We start from the raw sequence: 18,983 nt of genomic DNA on the forward strand, positions 1-18,983 counted from the left end.
TTGTTTTTTTATATATAAATTTAATTTAGTTACGTTAAGTCTGTTTTTCTATGCGCTTAAAGCAATCTACTTATTACCACCTATCTAAAAATAACTCACAGGCTTCTAAAAGCTTTTCCCGTGCAATGCCGTCTCTTGATTGAATAGAAAGGCCATTAATAAAGGTATCTAAAATTAGCATAAATTGCTCTACGGGCATTTCTTGTTGCCACTCTTGCCGGGCTGTTCCGCGCTCTATGCATTTTACAAGCGCTTTACGAATGTCGTTACGTACCGACAGCGCCATTTGCTCAACTTCTTTATTTTCGTCGCCGCAATTTAAGCCAGATAAAACAATCATGCAGCCCGATGGTTGCTTAGTTGATGTTTGCATATGAATGGTTTTAAACACCATGTTTTTAATCGCTGCTTTTGCAGGAACCGACTCGTTTTCTAGCTCCGAAAAGGTCTCTCCACAGGTGCTGGTATAAAGTGCTAAACATTCACTGTATAGAGCTTGCTTTGAGCCAAATGCTGCGTAAAAACTCGCAGATGAAATATTGCCTAACACTTTGCGTAGCTCAGCTAAAGAAGTGGATTCGTAGCCTTTTTGCCAAAATAAATCCATTGCACTTTTTATTGCATCTTCACGGTTAAACTGGCGTGGGCGTCCGGTTCGGGCCATATAAATTACCTCAAGTAAGTAAATTTTAAATAAGTGTATTGTTAGTTAAAACACTCAAGCCCGAAATACTAAGTATTGTCGGGCATTGTGTTGATCATACCATAAGTTTTAAATACAGTTGCTGTGCTAAGCACCTAAGCGAGTAAAGTATTGCTCTACATCTAGTGCTGCTTTACACCCAGAACCTGCAGATGTAATTGCCTGCCTATAATGGTTATCGCTTACATCACCTGCGGCAAATACGCCGGGAATATTCGTTAATGTTTCACCATTTTCAAACCCAGAATACACATTAATGTAGCCATCGCGCATATCAAGCTGATCTTTAAAAATATGTGTATTAGGCTGATGCCCAATGGCAATAAACACCCCATTAACGCTCAGTGTTTCTCTGTCTTGCTCCGGTAACGTTGATTTAATAGTAATTCCTGTAACGCCGTTAGCGTCACCCACTATTTCATCTACTTGGTTATTCCACTTAATAGTTACTTTACCTTGCGCTACTTTATCAAATAGGCGCTGTTGTAAAACCTTTTCGGCACTGAGTGAATCACGACGGTGAATAAGCGTAACGTGCGACGCAATATTAGCTAAATACAAAGCCTCTTCAACTGCGGTATTACCACCGCCAACCACAGCTACGCTTTGGTTTTTATAAAAAAAGCCATCGCAAGTTGCACACGCCGATACACCCTTACCTTTAAACTCAGTTTCGCTTTGTAGGCCAAGGTACTTTGCCGATGCGCCCGTAGAAATAATTAACGCATCAGCAGTGTAAGTTTGCTGCCCTTTAAGCACAAACGGTCTTTGCTGCAGGTCAACATATGTGATGTAGTCATGCACTATTTCGGTATCAAAATTTTCAGCATGCTCTTTAAACTGTCTCATCAGTTGTGGCCCCTGAATACCCGTTGGGTATCCTGGCCAATTTTCAACATCAGTTGTTGTTGTGAGTTGCCCACCCACTTCAAGGCCAGTAATTAGTAATGGTTCAAGGTTTGCTCTAGCTGCATAAATAGCGGCAGTGTAACCAGCAGGCCCCGAACCCAAAATTATCAACTTTCGATGTGTGCTCATTTATCACCTCTTTGGCGTACTAATCTTTTAAAATTAGCGCTTGTAGCTCTGGCGCAGGCATCATACCTACAGAGCGATTTATTTCTTTACCGTTTTTAAATACAACAACAGTAGGAATACTTCTTACCGCTAATTTGGCTGCAACTGATGGAAAATCATCAATATTAAGCTCACCCATAATAATATTTTCATCAGCGAGGTTATCGGCTACTTGCTCGTAAATAGGCGACATCATTTGGCATGGAGCACACCACTCAGCCCATAGTCTTACAACTAATTTGGCGTCTTTTTTGTTTAGCGATTCGAAGTTTTGATCATTTAATTTAATTACTTGGTTAGTCATTTTTGGCTCCTAGTTAAAAGTAAAAATCGACCCACAGTGACACACCTATATTTCGCCTAACAGGTTATTTATATATGCAAACTACGCATAATAAATATCAGAGCTATAAACGTGTTTTAAAAAGATGCTATTTAAAATAAGAGGAACAAACTCTTAAAATATCAACTTAAAACACATTACCCATAACACTTGTGGATCGATTGATCCGAAATTTACACGCAAGAACAGAGAGTGTCAATAACTTATAGAACGTTCAATCCACAAATAAGTAAAATTAACACTCAAAAAGCCGCACTAAAAAATTAATTTTAAGCGACTTTGTTTTTATTTTTTAAATTAAAGCAATAGGTTATAAAGTAAAAAAAACAACGCAGCTAGGAGCTGAAATTTAAAATAATTAATTTATGATTTTTGAGAAAAGAGTAGGGAAGGTGTGCAATATACATTCTGAGGTTGTGAGTTTTTCTTAAATAATTTGAATAATAAATGCGATTTAAAAGCATAATAATGAACGCACATTGTATTTATTATGCTATTTAAAGGTTTAGAGGCCTACGACGGCGCTGCGCCTTTCCATTAAAGTTACATTGCGCCATACGCCATGCAGCTGTCCTAATTTTTCTCGGTTTCCAACTTGCCTAAAACCATTACGAGTATGAAGTGTAATGCTGCTTATGTTTTCAGGGAATATACTGGCTTGTAGCATCCATATACCGTTTTTTTCTGATTCTTTAATGAGTGCACAAAGCAATGCGTGCCCCAAGCCTTTACCTTGGGCTTGGTTTGCAACATATACACTTACCTCGGCAACGCCCGAGTATACCTCACGGCTTGAAACCGCAGATAACCCAGCCCAGCCAAGCACCTTTTCATCCTCAACTGCAATAAGACGACAACAGTTGAGCATAGAGCTATTCCATTGCTGCCAGCTTTTTGCTTTAGTTTGAAAGGTCGCGTTGCCGGTATCAATACCTTGCTGATAAATATTTTGAACGGCTAAAAAGTCGTTCTCTGCAAATGGCCTTATGTTCACAGTATTTCCTTAAAACTATTATTATTCTTTAAAATTAGCGGCTTACTTATAAATGAGTTAACGGCTAATTTTAATAACGGCTAACATACCGTCTTCGCCCTCATCGAGGCCAACTTCCTCAAATCCAAAACTTGAATAAAAATCTTTAGCTATTGGGTTTTGCGGGTTATAACAAATCTCGATTTGTTCAAGCTCAGGGTTTGTTTTAATCTCTTCAATTGCCATGAATAGTGCTTTGCGCCCAATGCCTTTATTTTGATAATACCAACTCCATTAAGTATGTGTTCTAAATTTTACGCCGAAAAAACAATTCAGTTCTAGGCGTAAATTGATGTAAGTGGTTGTTCCCTTTACGAAATTTAAAACAAAGAAATGGGTTGTTTTAGCAAGTAAAATAGAGCAACTATTTATTGGAGTTGGTATAAGTTTGATCAACCATAAAGCGCCAAATAGAAACCTTTGTTGGGGTTTCTTGTACCCACATAAAAAAGCCTACTGGCAGAGCATTTAGGTAAATCGCTTTACAGGTATACCCACTATTGTAGTGCGCCTCTACTAACGACCACATATTACACGCTACATATTCTTCTTGTGTTTTAGCAACCTCTAAATCGCATACGGCTTCGTAGTTATCGGCGGTGATGTCTTCCAATGAGAGCTTCATGCTTATCCTTAAAAATATAACTAACTTAAACTTATCTGTACCTATAAACAATAAATGGCTTTACCAGCCCAATAGAGCCTTAATTATTATCTTTTTAGGACACAATCGGTATGTTATATTATAACAGTTGCTGTATTTAGCTCTATTTTGTATAAGGGTTAGCTTATGAAAACGTTTACAAAAGGGTTCACTATTGCCCTGCTATTAGGGTTGGGTTTTAGTGCTAATGCGCAAAAACATGTACATGGGGAAGGTGAGTTACTTATTGCTCAACAGGGCAATGTGCTGCAAATGCAGTTTATTATTCCGGCTGCTGATGCGCTTGGTTTTGAGCACCAAGTTGCAAGCTCAACAGATAAAAATGCTATTGATGTACTTGCCCAGCAGTTAAAAAATAGCAGCCACGCCATTGATATAAAAGGGCAGTGTATTTTACAAAGCACCGAAAACTCACTTGCTCACAGCCATGATGAACACGCAGACCTTCATAGCCACGATCATCATAATGTTGAAGCCACCTACAATTTTAACTGCAAAACACCGGTTAGGGGCTTTACGGTCACGTTGTTTAAGTTAATGCCTTCACTGAATGCGCTTAACGTGCAATGGATTAGTAACACAGGGCAAGGCTCAACAGAAGCGACGCGTAATAACCCTGTTATTAGTTGGCAAAGCTAATATTTGGCCGCCAACTCACACCCATTAAACATACATTGCTGACTAAATAAGAGCCGTAAGCATGAAAAGCCAACTAATAAAAAATGCCCAAATGGTTAACGAAGGTAAAACGCAACGTGCTGATGTACGCATTACCAACCAATTTATTGAATGCATTGCTGCTAATATCACCCCGAGCATAAACGATGATGTATTTGACGCAAAAGGCGCGTACTTGCTCCCAGGTATGATAGATGACCAAGTGCATTTTAGAGAGCCAGGCCTTACCCATAAAGGCTCTATATTAACTGAATCACGCGCGGCAGTGGCAGGCGGTATTACAAGTTATATGGAAATGCCTAATGTTACCCCTTCAACCACAAACAAAGCGGCGCTTGAAGAAAAATACGCCATAGCTGAGCAGCACTCTTATGCTAATTACTCTTTTTACCTTGGCGCAACCGAGCACAATTTAGATGATATTAAAGCGCTCGACCCTAAAAGAGTATGTGGCGTAAAAGTGTTTATGGGCGCCTCTACCGGTAATTTATTAATAGAGAACCCACAAGCGCTTGAGGGGATATTTCGCGAATGCCCTGTGCTTATAGTTACCCACTGCGAAGATGGAAAAATCATTAGCAAAAATAATCAGCGCTACGAGCAACAAGGCATTGTGCCTAGTATTACCGAACATCCAAAAATACGTGATGCGCAGGCGTGTTATGCCTCATCGTCGTATGCGGTGTCGCTTGCTAAAAAATACAATGCGCAATTGCATGTATTACACATAACTACCGAAAAAGAGCTGAGTTTATTTACTAAAGGCGATATAGCCAATAAAAGCATTACCGCAGAAGCCTGTGTACACCACTTATACTTTTGCGAGCAAAATTACGAAGCCTTAGGCAACTTAATAAAATGTAACCCTGCCATAAAAGCTAAAACCGATCGCGATGCGCTTATAAACGCGGTTAAAAATAATCAAATAGATATTATTGCCACCGATCACGCTCCGCATACATGGCAAGAAAAACAAACCGATTATGTTAACGCGCCAGCAGGTTTGCCCTTAGTAGAGCACGCACTTTTAAGCTTACTAGAACACGTTAAACACAACCGCTTAAGCATTGAACAAGTAGTAGAAAAAACCGCACATAACCCCGCGCTGCGTTTTAAGGTAGATAAACGCGGCTTTATAAAAGAAGGTTACTACGCCGATTTAGTGCTGATAAGTACACAGCAAACTACAAAGGTGAGCCACGACGCTTGCCGCTACCTTTGCGGCTGGACGCCTTTTGATGGCGTTGAGTTTTCATCAAAAATAGTAAGCACGTGGGTTAATGGCGAGCGCCTTTACGATGGCAAAACAGTCACTAAACCAAGTAAACCTGCAATGCCTCTTATTTTTAATCGTTAACCGGAATAGTTAAATTTATGAATGCTAAAAGCCATTTGCCCGATATTACTTCGCAGCCTAACTCTCTTAATGCACGCCCATTACAATGGGTGGGTATGGAAGAGGTTTCGCTGCCGTTACATATTTTAAACAACAAAGGTGAGCAACTACACACTCACGCCAAAGTAGGCATATTTGTTAGCCTTGATAAAGCAAATGCAAAAGGCATACATATGTCGCGCTTGTATTTATTGCTTAATGAACAACTGGCTAATAAGCCACTCAATGGCCAAGTTTTAACAACGCTAGTTGAAAACATGCTGAGCTCTCAGCAAGGCTTAAGCTTAAGTGCCAAAGTAGATTTAGCTTTTGAGCTTGTAATAAACAAGCCAGCGCTTTTATCTAATCAATCTGGGTTTCAGACGTATCCGGTGGCTATTAGCAAAACCATTAAAAATGGCGTTATTAATACCGAGCTTAGCCTCACAATTCCTTATTCTAGCACGTGCCCGTGTTCGGCCGCGCTTTCTAGACAAGCGTTAAGTGACGCCGTAGCAGAGCAGTTTACAGAACAGCAGCTTGATAAAAACACTTTATTAGAGTGGCTTACATCGCAGCAAGGCAGTGTAGCTACCCCGCACAGCCAACGCTCGTATGCGTATATAAATATGAGCTTACAAGGCGAGCAACTCCCTGATTTACCCACTCTTATTACCCAAATGGAACAAGCCATAGGCACGCCAGTACAAACCGCGGTAAAACGAGAAGACGAGCAAGCCTTTGCTAAATTAAACGCCGAAAACCTACTGTTTTGTGAAGATGCCGCCCGCAGGTTAAAGCACGCCCTTGAGCAAAATACAGATATTTGCGACTACCACTTTAAAGTTGAGCACCAAGAAAGCCTACATGCGCATAATGCCGTAGTGTACGACCAAAAATTTGCATAGCAAAAGCATTAATTAGTAAGGAATAAACATGTTAAGAAAAAACCCAAACGGCCACATGCCAAGCGTAGCGCAAAGTGCATTTATAGACCCAACCGCCATTATTTGCGGCAAAGTAATTATTGAAGACAACGTATTTATTGGCCCTTATGCGGTTATTCGCGCAGATGAAGTAGACGACACCGGCGATATGCAACCAATTATTATTAAAAAAAATTCAAACATACAAGATGGCGTGGTTATTCATTCTAAATCGGGGGCGGCGGTATCCATTGGCGAGCGTACATCTATAGCGCATCGTTCAATTATACATGGCCCGTGCAGCGTAGGGGATGATGTATTTATTGGCTTTAACTCGGTAGTATTTAGATCAGAAATTGGCAATTGTTGTGTAGTAAGGCATAACTGTGTAATTGATGGGTTAGATTTACCTAAAGACTTTCATGTACCGCCAATGACCAATATAGAACCCGGCTTTGATTTAAACAGCATAAGCAAAGTGCCGCCAGAATATTCAACATTTTCTGAATCGGTGGTGTCGGCAAATCACGATTTGGTAAAAGGTTACAAGAAATTGGCTAATGAACTCTAATAAGCAAACGCTAAAGGCAATACCCACTAATATTATTAGTGGGTTTTTAGGTGCCGGAAAAACCAGCACTATTGTATCGCTACTTAAAACCAAACCACTCACTGAGCGCTGGGCAGTATTAGTAAACGAATTTGGCGAAGTAGGTATTGATGGCGCGCTACTTAATGGGCAACAAAGCCCAAACAGTGGTGTATTTATTCGCGAAGTACCCGGTGGCTGCATGTGTTGTACCGCAGGCGTGCCAATGCAAGTTGCACTTAATCAGCTGCTAAAACAAGCAAAACCAGACAGGCTTTTAATTGAACCCACAGGGCTTGGCCACCCAAAAGAAGTATTACAAACACTTTCATCATCGCATTATAAAAATGTACTGAGCTTACAAAAAACAATTACTTTAGTTGATGCCAGAAAGCTCAATGACTCGCGTTATACAAGCCATGCTACGTTTAATCAGCAAATTGATATTGCAGATATTATTGTAGGTAACAAGCACGATTTATACGCTCAAAATGACACTGAAACATTAACTGATTATGTAATAAGCCGCGCAAACCAAACACAGCAAATTGTATTTACTACACAAGGTGAAATAGCGCCTGAGTTGTTACAAGGTGAGTGCGACTATAACCAATCGGCGCCTTGCACTGCGCATACTCATACAAACTCAGCCATTAATATCCGTGAAGTGCCGTTACCCACAAATGGCATACTGTGCATTAAAAATAGCGCTCAAGGCTATCAAAGTATTGGTTGGCGTATTAGTGCAGCACACATACTTAGTAAAACCGCGCTGCACGCTTTGTTTAGCAACTTAAAAGTAGAGCGAATTAAAGCTGTTATAAAAACAGACAAAGGGTTTGTAGGCTTTAACCTAGCGGAGCAAACCTTAACCGTTACCCCCTTAAACGATTGCCAAGAAAGTCGTATAGAAATAATAGCGATACAAATTAACTCTATGTGGGAACAACAACTCATGAACTGCTTAATTAATAATAAAACCAACTCAGAGAAAACCAACCATGAACACATTTAATACATTAACCATTGCTTTAGTCAGTGCGCTTAGTGTTGGCTGTACATCTAACCTAGCCAAAAATACTAATGAAAGTTTTTCAGCGCAGCCGGCCTCGCAGCTACAAGCACAAACTCTACCTGCTTTAAAAATAGCGACTTGGAATGTTGAGCACCTTGCATACCCAATAGATACAGGCTGTAGAGCCAGAACGCCTAGCGATATTGAGGCTATGAAAGCCTACGCAAATAACTTAAATGCTGATGTAATCGCCCTGCAAGAAGTGGCTTCTAAAGAGGCGCTAGAGCAAATATTCTCTGAAGACGACTGGCAACTAATGGTATCGAGTAGAGCGCCTAGCCCTGCATATACGTGTAGAAAAACAGGGGCTAAATCTACCCAACAGAAAGTCGCTTTTGCGGTTAAAAAAACAGTGCCGGTATTAAATATTGAACCCTTTGAACCACTTGGTCTATCAAAAACAGGGCTGCGTTATGGCTTGCAACTTACAATTAATACAGCAAAAGGGCCTACCGATATACTTAACGTACACATGAAAAGCGGCTGTTTTGTAGATGACTACTTAAAAAGCGACTCACCTGCGTGTAAAACTTATGCACAACAAGCACCGGTGCTTAATAGCTGGGTAGAAAAACGCGAAACAGCAGGTACGCCTTACGTAATATTAGGTGATTTTAACCAACGTATATCAGCACCTTATAATAGGCTAACTCGCACTTTATTAAGTAATGAGCGCTCAACTCGTATTACAACCAGCCAATTATTAGGGTGCCAAGCACGCTATCCTGCGCCTATCGATCACATTATTGTTGGCGGTATGAATGCACAAAATATTGAAGCGTCGGCTCAGGTGCATAAATTTAAAAATATGGATAACAAAGCCATGTTGAGTGACCACTGCGCTGTATCGGTCTCACTTGCTGCTAATGCACACTCATTGTCGTCGGCAGTGTTATGGCAAACAACCAGTAAAGAGTACAAAGCACTAGCAACTACAACCTACGAACAAGCAAAAGCAGCAGTAATGCAATTGCCAAACACAACAAGTAACTGGGTAGCTGTGATGGATGTAGATGAAACCGTGCTTGATAACTCAGCTTATCAAAAGCAAACCGAGCTTAACGGTAAAGGATATACACCACAATCCTGGCAGGCATGGGTTGCAAGCGAAAAAGCCACACTGGTACCTGGTGCTAAATCGTTTATAGAAACAGTGTATAAACACGGTGGAAAAATAGCGCTTGTTACTAACCGTAATAAACAAAACGATTTGCACACATGGAATAATTTAAAAGCAGTAGATTTACCTGTAACACTTAAAAACACCTGTTTAATTGGCCGTTCAGAGGCTGACAAAAACGCCGTTAATAACAACGAATTTATTAACGATAAAGACTTGCGCCGCCAACAAATAACACAAGGCACAGCCGATTGTTTTTCACCAAGTGGGCAAAATAATAACTGGCAGCAGCCACAAGTTATTAAATTTCAGGTGGGAGATAACATAGAGGACTTTAGCGGCGTAACACAAGAAACCGCCAATATAAAAACACTACAACCCACGCTTGGTAAATCATTATTTTTACTACCAAACCCTATGTATGGTTCGTGGTAAATACTATTTAAAAGGAACAGTAATATGACAGATAAACCTTCAACGCCAACCAGTTCAGGCTGCACTAACACAAGCTGCTGCCCACCACCGCAAAGCCCTATTACGCGTGGCACGCCTAAAGTAGGGCGAAACGATCCGTGTGTATGCGGTAATGGCCGTAAATATAAAAAGTGTTGTGGTAAAAACGCATAAATTGCAGCAAAGCTGCTTTTAATTTAGGTATAAAAAAAGGGCTAGCGTAATGTTAGCCCTATTAATTTCTAAGCTCAGCGTATTTAACTGGCTGTTACTTCTATTTTTTGCTCTAGCGTAAAAGGCTTTTCATTTAAAAGGCCGCTTATTTGCACCAAAATTTCTGATTTACCGGGTTTATTAGCTACGTATTTTAAACTGTGTATTCCGCGTGTACGCTCTAATAATATTATTGGCTTACCGGTAAGTTTAATACCTTGTGGCGCTACAAACTTTACACTTACCGCGCTGTAACGTTTAGGCACTAAGTAGCTAAATTTAGCTGTGCTTGTATCGCCAACATTTACTTGTGCTTGCTTAGCGTGCTTTACAGAAAAACGCTCAAGTATAGGAGTTTGAAAGCTTTGACGAGCAAACGGATGAAATTGATTTAAACCAACCCCGGAGTGAAACTCGCATGCATTAACGCCAACAGACGCACTTGCCAAAACGAATGAGCAAAGCAGATATTTTTTATTCATATTATTCTTCGTACGGTAAAACTCGGTCTAACTTAAGCTCGTACGCCGATGTACCTAATTCGTTTTCTACGGTATTAATTATTATTTTTCCTTCAAACCAAAAAGCGTCGTATAAGCTTTCAAGCTCAACGCCTTGTTCAAATTTAACGTAAATTATTTGGTTTGGCGGCGGTGGCGGCATATGCAAACACGCCCCAAAGTAAGGCACTACAAAAAACTCACTAATGCGCTTACCTTCTTCTGATTCAAGCGGCACAATAAAACCAGGCACGCGAATTTTTTTATTGTTATAGCTATCAATGACTCGAGCTGAGCTTAATGCTTGCTGATAGCGTTTATCTTGCTCGTTTTCGAACGACTTAGCGTCTAGGCTATCTAGTGTGTCTTGCTCTGAGCCATCTTCAATTTCGGTTAAATACTCTGGCGGATTAAGCAGTGCGTCTAAATCGTCTTTAGGCATTAACTGAATCCACTCTATTTGTTCGTAGCGCGTGCTTTGAGCCGCCGACTCAACAGTAAATACTAAACTGGCCAAGGCTATAACACACCAAGCAACCATGTTAGTTACATTCTTTGACATATTTTCATCTCAATTAGCTTATTGCTTAACTAAAAACGTTATAACATATCAACACTTATCAAACCATAGGAGTCTCATCATTGCCTAATACAATTTCTTCGGCCTCTACTCCCTTTGCCATACATATTAATCAACTTAATTATAAGTACCACAAAGCAGATAAAACCGCGTTTTATATTCCTAACTGGCAAGTAAAGCAGGGGGAACAGGTGTTTTTACACGGTGAATCTGGCTCAGGTAAAACCACATTACTTAATTTATTAGCAGGGGTGCTCACACCGCAAAGTGGTGAAATAACCTTACTTAAGCAAGCATTTTCAACGTTTTCGTCAAAAAAGCGCGATAAATTTAGAGCACAAAACATTGGCGTGGTGTTTCAGCAATTTAATTTAATACCGTATTTAAGTGTTTTAAAAAACATTCAGCTGGCTAGTTACTTTGCAAAAACGAGTAATACGCAAATAGAGCAAGAGGCGAGCGCTCTGCTTTTAGCGCTTAAGTTACCAACGACTATTTTGCACAAAGCAGCAAATACATTAAGTGTTGGCCAGCAACAGCGTGTAGCTATTGCCCGCGCTTTAATAAATAAACCTAAACTGCTATTAGTTGACGAACCTACCTCAGCATTAGACGCCGCATCGCGCGATGCATTTATGGCCCTGCTAATTGATTTATGTAAGCAGTACGGCATAACGCTTGTATTTGTAAGCCACGATATGCACTTACAACAATTTTTTGAGCGCAGCGTAAATGTAACTTCGCTTTTAAAAGGGGAGGGCAGCAAATGCTAGTATCGTTAGCGTGGAGCAGCTTAGCCTGTAGGCGCAAATCGGTCATACTTACGTTTTTATCATTACTTATAAGTATAAGCGTGCTGTTAAGTGTTGAGCATATTCGCCAGCAAGCCAAAGAAAGCTTTAACAGAACCATCTCTGATGTAGATATGATTGTGGGCGCACCTAGCGGGCAGTTAAACCTTTTACTTTATTCGGTATTTAGAATGGGCAGCCCCACCAGTAATATTAATTATAAAAGCTATGAAACCCTAAAAGGCAGCTCATTAGTTAAATGGGCAATTCCCATTTCGCTTGGCGACTCGCACCGTGGTTTTAGAGTAATGGGCACTAATAATAGCTACTTTGAACACTTTAAATACGGCACTAAGCAACCACTTACTTTTAGTAGCGGCCAGCCATTTAACACATTATTTGAAGCGGTAATAGGGGCCGATGTAGCCAAAAAACTCAAGTATAAAATTGGCCAAAGCGTAGTGATTGCCCATGGTATTGGTAACACAAGCTTTACCCATCACGACAACACCCCCTTTATAATTAAGGGCATACTTAGCCCCACAGGCACACCCGTTGATAAAACCATACATGTAAGCTTAAACGCCATTGAGGCCATACATTTATCACCGGCAAAACAAGCTAAATTACTTAATAATGTAGACTCAGTAAACACCACACCCGAGAGCATTACCGCAGTAATGCTGGGTTTAAAATCTAAGTTTTCTACCTTTAAATTACAGCGCGATATAAACAACTATAAAGCCGATAGGTTAATGGCCGTGTTACCCGGTGTTGCCATGGCCGAGCTTTGGCAAATGATGGCAACCGTTGAAAACCTATTACGCGTTATTGGTATTTTGGTGCTGGTATCGTCGTTATTTGGTTTATCAACCATGTTACTTGCCTCTATGGCACAACGTAAAAACGAAATTGCCGTGCTACGTGTATTGGGCGCAGGGCCAAGCGTTATTTTTAGCTTAGTACTGGTAGAGGCGCTAATTTTAGTAATGCTGGTAAGCGCAGCCGCAACGGCTTTACTAAGTTTAACTTTATGGCTTTTAGGCGATTGGCTAGGCACCAGGTACGGCTTATTTTTAAATGCAAATATGCTTAATGTAGAGACTTTGAAAGTAATAACGGTTATTACTGTTGCGGCTATTATTACCTCAGCTATACCCGCGTATGAGGCCTATAAAAATGCCCTGCATAGCTCACTTAGTGCTAAAAGTTAGCCCCCTTTAAAAGTGGCACCACGTACTAAACAAAAAGGCCGCAGTAATAAATACTGCGGTCTTTGTTTTTAGCTAAACTTTTTTAAACTAGTTAAGTTTAGTAAGCGCCTGCGCTGTAAATAAGCTCGTAGCTGTGGCTGTAAATCTCAAGGATGTTACCAAACGGGTCTTCCATGTAGATCATGCGGTATGGCTTTTCGCCAGGGTAGTAGTAACGTGGCTCTGGCATACGCTTTTTACCACCTGCAGCAACAATACGATCCGCTAAGCCTTCTACATCTGGGTCTTGTACACAGAAATGAAAGATACCGGTTTTCCAGTATTCAAAGTTGTCTTTAGGGTTTTCTTGGTCTTTAAATTCAAAAATTTCTACACCAATACGGTCGCCTGTTGAAAGGTGCGCTATTTTAAATTTTTCCCAATTTGGACCAAATACATCGGTACACATTTCGCCAATTGGGCTGTTATCTTCGGTGATCACGGTAGGCTCCATTATGGTGTACCAGCCCATCACCTTAGTGTAAAACTCTACGGCTTTTTCAACATCCGGTACTGAAATACCAATGTGCGAAAAACTACGTGGATATGTATGACTCATAATATGTCCTCTTTAACTGTGATTAGTTGATGGAGTTAGTTTACGAATCAGCCTTTATTAAGTAAAATTATCATTAATCATCATTTTGAGTACGTTTTGTAATGATAAACCCGACATGGTTAAACACGTTTTGTACGTTGGTTGAGGTAAACCACTTTACCCAAACCGCCGAGCGCTTATTTATGACCCAATCTGGCGTGAGCCAGCATATTAAAAAGCTAGAGCAGCAAGTAAACTGCGCGCTATTAGAGCGTCACGGCAAACAATTTACCCTTACTGTACATGGGCAAAATTTGTATCAGCAAGGCAGCTTGTTATTAAAAGAATGGCAATTTTTAGAGCAGCAATTAAAAGATGACTCGCCTTACAGCGGCCTAGTAAAAATACAATCGCCAGGTAGTTGTGGGCTACAATTTTATAGCCAGTTATTGGCGCTGCAGGCAAAGCATACCGAGCTTAATATTGATTATCGCTTTGCACCTAATACAAGTGTAGAGCAAGCTGTGGCAAACCACAGTGCCGACATAGGCTTTTTAACCCAAGCCCCCACGCTTAGCGAAGTTACCAGCCACAAAATTGGTAAAGAAGCGCTATTACTTGTCACTCCCGCACATATTAAAAACCCTACGTGGGAGGTTTTATGTGAGCTTGGTTTTATTGGCCACCCCGATGCAAAACACCACGCGCAGCTGTTACTTAGCGAAAACTACAGTGAGTTTGAACATGTTGATCAATTTAAGCGTTCGGGGTTTTCTAACCAAATAAGTTTGATACTAGAGCCAGTAAGTTTAGGGCTGGGGTTTACGGTTTTACCTGCGCACGCCGTTAGCGCATTTAATAAACCTGCGCTTATTAAAACGCATCACTTAGCTAATCCGATAAGCGAAAATATTTATGTGTGTCACCATCGTAATAGGCCAATGGCAAAGCGCATGAATACCGTAATTGAAGCAATAAAAGCAGGTTAGGGCGCGTGTGTAACTGCGCCCGTAAAGCCCCTTTACAGTTTATGCTGCACGTTTAGGTTTTTGCTTAAAACCAAGTAGAGTTAACTTAATTTGCAAATACATTTTGTGTACTGCAAAAGTGAGTAAACTCATAAGCGCCATTAGGCACAACGTTGGCACAAGCGACTGTGTATGATAACCAAACACGCCCATAAACCAGCAAATAAGCACCCACTGAATAACATACAAAGCGGTAACATGTTTGCTCGCATATAAAAGAGCGCGGGTGATAGGGCCATTAAATTTATTAGCAAATACATACTCTATAAGAGCTAAAGCACATAAATTTAAGCCAATTAAATAAATAATACCGCCGCCATTTAAGTGAAAAAAGTTACCAAACTGACCATTAAAATCAATAAATAACCATGCTGAACCAATCACTAATAATGCAGCCCCTAACTTTGCGCACACGCTAAATAAGTACGCAGCATTATGCTGGCTATTTATATATAAACGACCAAGCACGTAACCGGTTAATATAGCGCTTATCCACGGAAACACCGGAAAATAAACTTGGTAGTTATTAGCAAAAAACAAATCGCTAATATAAGGCGAAAGTGTAAACTGCTGCCCCCTTACAAACTGGCTTACAAGTGCAATAGCAATGGCTAAAAAAGCAATCCATGCGGTTTTCCAGCGGGCAATATTAAGTGCCCCAAACAGCACTAAGCTAACCCCAGCAAGTTGTAAAATATCACCCGTTAGCACCATAAATTGTAATTGCCCAGCACTCAATGGGCTTTGCCAACCATAGGCATTTATAAATGCCTCGGGCATGGTGTTAAATACCTCAATAGGTAGCCAAAACTTTGCTGCATTCATTAAATACGCAAGTAGTAAAAGTTGTACGCCGCGCTTAATTAATAACAAGGGTGTTTGCCTACGCGAAAGTGCCATAGATAGCCCCATTGCCACCAAAAACGAGGCGGTACCTTTGCCAAGTATATGAATAACAGCGCCAAATAGGCTTTCACTTTGAAGCGCTGTGCTTGAGTACATCCATAACGTGTGGACTAAAATCATAATAAAAACGCTCGCACCTCGGGCAAGGTCAATCGTTTTAAGACGTGTGTTCATTGCTTTTAATATCCTTTTTAGGGCAGGTTTGGCATTTGTTATAACCTGCTAAATAATAACGACAGCACGTTAAGCGCTTGGGCGTTAATTTAAATGGGGTGTGTAAATTAAAGTGATTACTGAGCAAGGCATGTAATTGTTTATGGCAATGTGTAATTTGCTCAGCGCTTGCTAAATTTAAGCTATGAGCGCGCGCAAATGCACTGTTTAGGGTGTCGAGTAATAAGCGCCCTTGCTCTTTATTACTCAGCGCATAATCGGTATTTATCCACTTACCTACACAGTTAATAAACTCAATAAGAACATTATTTTGATCAGTTTTGCTTAATATAGGCGCGCCTGTGAGGTTAAAACCCCGGCTGTAAGCACCGCTAATATTTAACTGTAAGTGCATGGGGTTATGCGCGTTGTGTTTACACGTATACCAATAACAATAGGCATACATAGTTTGCCAACAAAGCTGCAAATATAAATGCCGGCTAATAAATTGCGTAGGCGCATGTGGGTAATGCGCCTTGCAAAAAACCGCTAATTTGCGCACTAAATCTAAGCTTGGGTAAGCCGCTGCAACCGGCTCATTTGGGCTAAATAAAAAGTGCGCAAGGGTTATGGGCTTAGCCATACAGCTTTGCCGATACCGGGTTATTTAAACTTCCGGCAAACTGTAAGCTGCCTGCGGGGTCGGTTAAATCAACCATTTGTTTATTATTGCCAAGCTGTAAGCGGTTTAAGCAAGAGTGCGCAAATTCATCACTAAAAAAGTCATACTCTTTAAAGCGCGCATTTAAGGCCGGGTTGGCTTGTTGATACACTTTTACACTTTGCGCAACGCCGTGCCAAAAATCGTGCTCGGTTATGCGTTTTTCTCTTACTAAAATAGCGACTAGGTATCTGAAAAAGCAGTCAAATACATCGGTAAATATACTTAGTAATTCAAGCTCTTTAGGCATAGCAATATGAATGCGCGATACTTCCTCAGGCAAAGACTCAGTGCTGTTAAGTAGCGCCACTTCTTCACCTATGTCTTTCATGTAGGCGCCTACAGGTACTGAATTTTTAAGCTTTAAAATGAGGTTTTCGCCGTGGGGCATAAACACCAGTTTATGAGCATAAAAACAATGCACTAACGGGATAAGGTAGGCATTAAAGTAGCTTTGTAGCCAAGCGTTTGCATTTAAGCCGCTTTGATCTATTAATGCACCTGCCATACTTTTACCGTGGTTATCTAGGTGCAGCAATGCGGCCATGGTAGTGAGCTGCTCATTATTTTGTAAATTATGGTTTGGGTTTTCGCGCCATAAACACGCAAACATTTTACGATACGGCGTATCACCGAGTGCGCTTTGCTCAAAGGTGTGATGCGCATACCCTAACGTGGCGTACTCTCTAAGCGCTGTAAAGTTACACGCGCTCAGTGTTGGGTCGTGGTTTACTTTATTAAACACCCAATCATTTATGGCCGGAGTGACCGCCATATAGGCACGCGAAAGCCCGCGCATAAAGCCCATATTTAAAATAGACAGCGCCACTTTTAAATACGGTTTATGCGGGTGCGAGCAGTTATATAGTGTACGAATAGATTGCTGCGCTTGATATAAATCGTCGCCTTCTCCTAAATACACTAAGCATTTATTGGCAAACTCGTTGGCAAACACCACACTTAATTTATGTTGGTACTGCCACGGATGAGCCGGCATAAATAGGTAGTCGTCGGGGTTTAGGTTTTGCGCTTTTAGCGCTTTGTTAAACGAATCACGAGTGGTTAAATCAAGCTCGCCACTAATATGGCTTGGGTAGTCACTAAAGTATTCACTATAAGCAAAATCACATACTGTTTTGTGCGCCGCTAACCACAGCACTTTAAACGGTTTACCCACTTCTGGCGCATAGCGTAAAAAGTCGCTTTTGCTAAAACCAATTCGGCCATTATTCGCCACAAATGCAGGGTGCCCTTCGCTCATTGCTGCCTCTATTTGTTGCAGCCCTAATTTCGCAAGTTCGGCTGCGCTAAGCGTGTTGTTTTCGCGTTTATAACAGGCACTGGCAAGTGTGGCATTAAGCTCTTCAAGGTAGGTGGCTAAACGCTCGCCAGTTAAACCCAGCGCAGGGCCTTGCACACTAAAAAAGTGCAGTACATCAAGCGCTACTTGCTCATTGTTAAGGTTATAAAAACATAAGCTTGGCTCGTCTATATCTATGTGGTTAAGCGCCATAGCGCGGCCATTAAATAAAAAGTAACCCCCTTCAATATTAACTTTAAAACCGTGTGGGGTTTGCTCTGCAACCAACAAGCGCTCATGTACAAGCTCGCTAATGGCTTTACTTTGTAAGTGCCTGTTTGCCCACTGCCAGTGATCAAACTTTACATAGTCAGAATTTATATGCGCTTGGGTTTTTTGATGTAAATCAACATGCGTTTCAAACGCGGCTTTATTACAAAATCCAAGGTATGCGTTTTTATCACCAAGAGTTATTTGCTTAGTATGCACAAAGCCTAAACGCTTATTTAAGGTATGAATTTTACTATTGGCAATATCGGGCTCTACCACTACCCGCGCATTATCGTTATGGGTAAAAATACTGTGCAATACGCACTGCATTATTTCAAAGCTAAAATGGCGTTTGGGCTTTGTATTTGGGGCAAGTAAAATATGCATGCCCGTATCGTTTGGCATTACCTCATAGGCAGCTGCAAGTAGCTTGTCGTGCTTTGGGCTGTAAAGCTCAACAAGGGCAAGTAGCTCATTATTTTGCTCAACAACATACGCATGATGATGCGGGTTGTTTATTATATCTTGGTAGGCGTTGCACATTTGCTCGGGTGTGTGTTTATTCATACCCCAAAAATGCGCATAAGGCAGGGTAAGCCACTGGCAAATGATAGGCATATCGCTTTGCTTTAGTAACCGCATAGTCACATTACCTGTGTGCTGTAACGTGGTTACAAAAGATGAAAAATACATA

The 18,983-nt window shown here is 40.8% G+C and carries 20 protein-coding genes and 2 pseudogenes; 10 read left to right on the plus strand and 12 right to left on the minus strand.

From position 1 onward, the window contains the following. Positions 1 to 73: 73 nt before the first annotated feature. From AN393_RS00535 to AN393_RS00560, 6 genes and pseudogenes are all read right to left on the minus strand, one after another. Complete coding sequence (locus AN393_RS00535) at positions 74 to 664, minus strand: TetR/AcrR family transcriptional regulator (RefSeq protein WP_055013550.1); 591 nt, start codon at positions 662 to 664, stop codon at positions 74 to 76. 126 nt (positions 665 to 790) lie between these two features. Beyond that, on the minus strand, positions 791 to 1,741 hold the full coding sequence (trxB, locus tag AN393_RS00540) for a thioredoxin-disulfide reductase (RefSeq protein WP_055017036.1): 951 nt from the start codon (positions 1,739 to 1,741) through the stop codon (positions 791 to 793). A 19-nt stretch (positions 1,742 to 1,760) separates the two neighbouring features. Then, a complete protein-coding gene (locus AN393_RS00545) occupies positions 1,761 to 2,084 on the minus strand; it encodes a co-chaperone YbbN (protein ID WP_055017037.1) in 324 nt (107 codons plus the stop codon). Between the two features lie 544 nt (positions 2,085 to 2,628). Continuing rightward, the gene (locus tag AN393_RS00550) at positions 2,629 to 3,117 is read right to left on the minus strand and encodes a GNAT family N-acetyltransferase (protein WP_055017038.1); all 489 of its coding nucleotides are present in this window, start codon (positions 3,115 to 3,117) and stop codon (positions 2,629 to 2,631) included. Positions 3,118 to 3,174: 57 nt separating this feature from the next. Beyond that, positions 3,175 to 3,378: pseudogene (locus tag AN393_RS00555) on the minus strand (GNAT family N-acetyltransferase); the annotation flags it as partial. Positions 3,379 to 3,532: 154 nt separating this feature from the next. Next, a pseudogene (locus tag AN393_RS00560) lies at positions 3,533 to 3,781 on the minus strand (GNAT family N-acetyltransferase); the annotation flags it as partial. Positions 3,782 to 3,946: 165 nt separating this feature from the next. Between AN393_RS00560 and AN393_RS00565 the strand changes: the two are divergent. From AN393_RS00565 to AN393_RS00595, 7 genes are all read left to right on the plus strand, one after another. Then, a complete protein-coding gene (locus AN393_RS00565; RefSeq protein WP_055013552.1) occupies positions 3,947 to 4,459 on the plus strand; it encodes a DUF2796 domain-containing protein in 513 nt (170 codons plus the stop codon). Positions 4,460 to 4,520: 61 nt separating this feature from the next. Next, positions 4,521 to 5,855, plus strand: coding sequence for a dihydroorotase (locus tag AN393_RS00570; protein ID WP_055013553.1), 1,335 nt, complete (start codon positions 4,521 to 4,523; stop codon positions 5,853 to 5,855). Between the two features lie 17 nt (positions 5,856 to 5,872). Further along, on the plus strand, positions 5,873 to 6,781 hold the full coding sequence (gene folE2, locus AN393_RS00575; RefSeq protein ID WP_055017039.1) for a GTP cyclohydrolase FolE2: 909 nt from the start codon (positions 5,873 to 5,875) through the stop codon (positions 6,779 to 6,781). A 28-nt stretch (positions 6,782 to 6,809) separates the two neighbouring features. Beyond that, entirely contained in the window at positions 6,810 to 7,370 is a 561-nt protein-coding gene (locus AN393_RS00580; protein ID WP_055013555.1) for a carbonate dehydratase, read from the plus strand. Further along, positions 7,360 to 8,403 (plus strand): GTP-binding protein, encoded by a 1,044-nt coding sequence (locus tag AN393_RS00585; protein ID WP_055017040.1) that lies wholly within the window; start codon positions 7,360 to 7,362, stop codon positions 8,401 to 8,403. Before AN393_RS00580 ends, AN393_RS00585 begins: the two co-directional genes overlap by 11 nt. Then, positions 8,390 to 10,018, plus strand: coding sequence for an HAD family acid phosphatase (locus AN393_RS00590; RefSeq protein WP_055017041.1), 1,629 nt, complete (start codon positions 8,390 to 8,392; stop codon positions 10,016 to 10,018). The genes AN393_RS00585 and AN393_RS00590 overlap by 14 nt, the downstream gene beginning before the upstream one ends. 24 nt (positions 10,019 to 10,042) lie before the next feature. After that, a complete protein-coding gene (locus AN393_RS00595) occupies positions 10,043 to 10,210 on the plus strand; it encodes an SEC-C metal-binding domain-containing protein (protein ID WP_055013558.1) in 168 nt (55 codons plus the stop codon). Positions 10,211 to 10,293: 83 nt separating this feature from the next. Here the strand turns inward: AN393_RS00595 and AN393_RS00600 are convergent, their stop codons facing one another. Together AN393_RS00600 and AN393_RS00605 are read right to left on the minus strand one after the other, a co-directional pair. Beyond that, positions 10,294 to 10,731 (minus strand): hypothetical protein, encoded by a 438-nt coding sequence (locus tag AN393_RS00600; RefSeq protein ID WP_055017042.1) that lies wholly within the window; start codon positions 10,729 to 10,731, stop codon positions 10,294 to 10,296. Between the two features lies 1 nt (position 10,732). Further along, on the minus strand, positions 10,733 to 11,311 hold the full coding sequence (locus AN393_RS00605; protein WP_055017043.1) for a DUF3299 domain-containing protein: 579 nt from the start codon (positions 11,309 to 11,311) through the stop codon (positions 10,733 to 10,735). Between the two features lie 80 nt (positions 11,312 to 11,391). Here AN393_RS00605 and AN393_RS00610 point away from each other — a divergent pair, with 80 nt between their 5' ends. Together AN393_RS00610 and AN393_RS00615 are read left to right on the plus strand one after the other, a co-directional pair. Continuing rightward, positions 11,392 to 12,102 (plus strand): ABC transporter ATP-binding protein, encoded by a 711-nt coding sequence (locus AN393_RS00610; RefSeq protein ID WP_055017044.1) that lies wholly within the window; start codon positions 11,392 to 11,394, stop codon positions 12,100 to 12,102. After that, entirely contained in the window at positions 12,096 to 13,334 is a 1,239-nt protein-coding gene (locus AN393_RS00615) for an ABC transporter permease (RefSeq protein ID WP_055017045.1), read from the plus strand. Before AN393_RS00610 ends, AN393_RS00615 begins: the two co-directional genes overlap by 7 nt. 97 nt (positions 13,335 to 13,431) lie before the next feature. Here the strand turns inward: AN393_RS00615 and AN393_RS00620 are convergent, their stop codons facing one another. Next, positions 13,432 to 13,932: a lactoylglutathione lyase family protein gene (locus tag AN393_RS00620; RefSeq protein WP_008130525.1), complete on the minus strand. Its 501-nt coding sequence runs from the start codon at positions 13,930 to 13,932 to the stop codon at positions 13,432 to 13,434. Positions 13,933 to 14,033: 101 nt separating this feature from the next. Between AN393_RS00620 and AN393_RS00625 the strand changes: the two genes are divergently transcribed. Continuing rightward, positions 14,034 to 14,900: a LysR family transcriptional regulator gene (locus AN393_RS00625; RefSeq protein WP_055013563.1), complete on the plus strand. Its 867-nt coding sequence runs from the start codon at positions 14,034 to 14,036 to the stop codon at positions 14,898 to 14,900. 39 nt (positions 14,901 to 14,939) lie between these two features. Here AN393_RS00625 and AN393_RS00630 read toward each other — a convergent pair whose 3' ends face one another. From AN393_RS00630 to AN393_RS00640, 3 genes are read right to left on the minus strand one after another with little or no spacing between them, the layout of a single operon-like run. Continuing rightward, a complete protein-coding gene (locus AN393_RS00630; protein ID WP_055017046.1) occupies positions 14,940 to 16,019 on the minus strand; it encodes a heparan-alpha-glucosaminide N-acetyltransferase domain-containing protein in 1,080 nt (359 codons plus the stop codon). After that, a complete protein-coding gene (locus tag AN393_RS00635) occupies positions 16,003 to 16,641 on the minus strand; it encodes a hypothetical protein (RefSeq protein WP_055017047.1) in 639 nt (212 codons plus the stop codon). Before AN393_RS00635 ends, AN393_RS00630 begins: the two co-directional genes overlap by 17 nt. Continuing rightward, on the minus strand, positions 16,634 to 18,982 hold the full coding sequence (locus AN393_RS00640; RefSeq protein ID WP_055017048.1) for a GNAT family N-acetyltransferase: 2,349 nt from the start codon (positions 18,980 to 18,982) through the stop codon (positions 16,634 to 16,636). The genes AN393_RS00635 and AN393_RS00640 overlap by 8 nt, the downstream gene beginning before the upstream one ends. Position 18,983 lies beyond the last annotated feature (1 nt).

This window comes from Pseudoalteromonas sp. P1-25, from assembly GCF_001401805.1.
Classification (GTDB): Bacteria; Pseudomonadota; Gammaproteobacteria; order Enterobacterales; family Alteromonadaceae; genus Pseudoalteromonas.

Coding starts and splice junctions, on each gene's coding strand:
- AN393_RS00535 (WP_055013550.1), bottom strand. CDS start 664: ATGGCCCGAACCGGACGCCCACGCCAGTTTAACCGTGAAGATGCAATA.
- trxB (WP_055017036.1), bottom strand. CDS start 1,741: ATGAGCACACATCGAAAGTTGATAATTTTGGGTTCGGGGCCTGCTGGT.
- AN393_RS00545 (WP_055017037.1), bottom strand. CDS start 2,084: ATGACTAACCAAGTAATTAAATTAAATGATCAAAACTTCGAATCGCTA.
- AN393_RS00565 (WP_055013552.1), top strand. CDS start 3,947: ATGAAAACGTTTACAAAAGGGTTCACTATTGCCCTGCTATTAGGGTTG.
- AN393_RS00570 (WP_055013553.1), top strand. CDS start 4,521: ATGAAAAGCCAACTAATAAAAAATGCCCAAATGGTTAACGAAGGTAAA.
- folE2 (WP_055017039.1), top strand. CDS start 5,873: ATGAATGCTAAAAGCCATTTGCCCGATATTACTTCGCAGCCTAACTCT.
- AN393_RS00580 (WP_055013555.1), top strand. CDS start 6,810: ATGTTAAGAAAAAACCCAAACGGCCACATGCCAAGCGTAGCGCAAAGT.
- AN393_RS00585 (WP_055017040.1), top strand. CDS start 7,360: ATGAACTCTAATAAGCAAACGCTAAAGGCAATACCCACTAATATTATT.
- AN393_RS00590 (WP_055017041.1), top strand. CDS start 8,390: ATGAACACATTTAATACATTAACCATTGCTTTAGTCAGTGCGCTTAGT.
- AN393_RS00595 (WP_055013558.1), top strand. CDS start 10,043: ATGACAGATAAACCTTCAACGCCAACCAGTTCAGGCTGCACTAACACA.
- AN393_RS00600 (WP_055017042.1), bottom strand. CDS start 10,731: ATGAATAAAAAATATCTGCTTTGCTCATTCGTTTTGGCAAGTGCGTCT.
- AN393_RS00605 (WP_055017043.1), bottom strand. CDS start 11,311: ATGTCAAAGAATGTAACTAACATGGTTGCTTGGTGTGTTATAGCCTTG.
- AN393_RS00615 (WP_055017045.1), top strand. CDS start 12,096: ATGCTAGTATCGTTAGCGTGGAGCAGCTTAGCCTGTAGGCGCAAATCG.
- AN393_RS00620 (WP_008130525.1), bottom strand. CDS start 13,932: ATGAGTCATACATATCCACGTAGTTTTTCGCACATTGGTATTTCAGTA.
- AN393_RS00625 (WP_055013563.1), top strand. CDS start 14,034: ATGATAAACCCGACATGGTTAAACACGTTTTGTACGTTGGTTGAGGTA.
- AN393_RS00630 (WP_055017046.1), bottom strand. CDS start 16,019: ATGAACACACGTCTTAAAACGATTGACCTTGCCCGAGGTGCGAGCGTT.
- AN393_RS00635 (WP_055017047.1), bottom strand. CDS start 16,641: ATGGCTAAGCCCATAACCCTTGCGCACTTTTTATTTAGCCCAAATGAG.
- AN393_RS00640 (WP_055017048.1), bottom strand. CDS start 18,982: ATGTATTTTTCATCTTTTGTAACCACGTTACAGCACACAGGTAATGTG.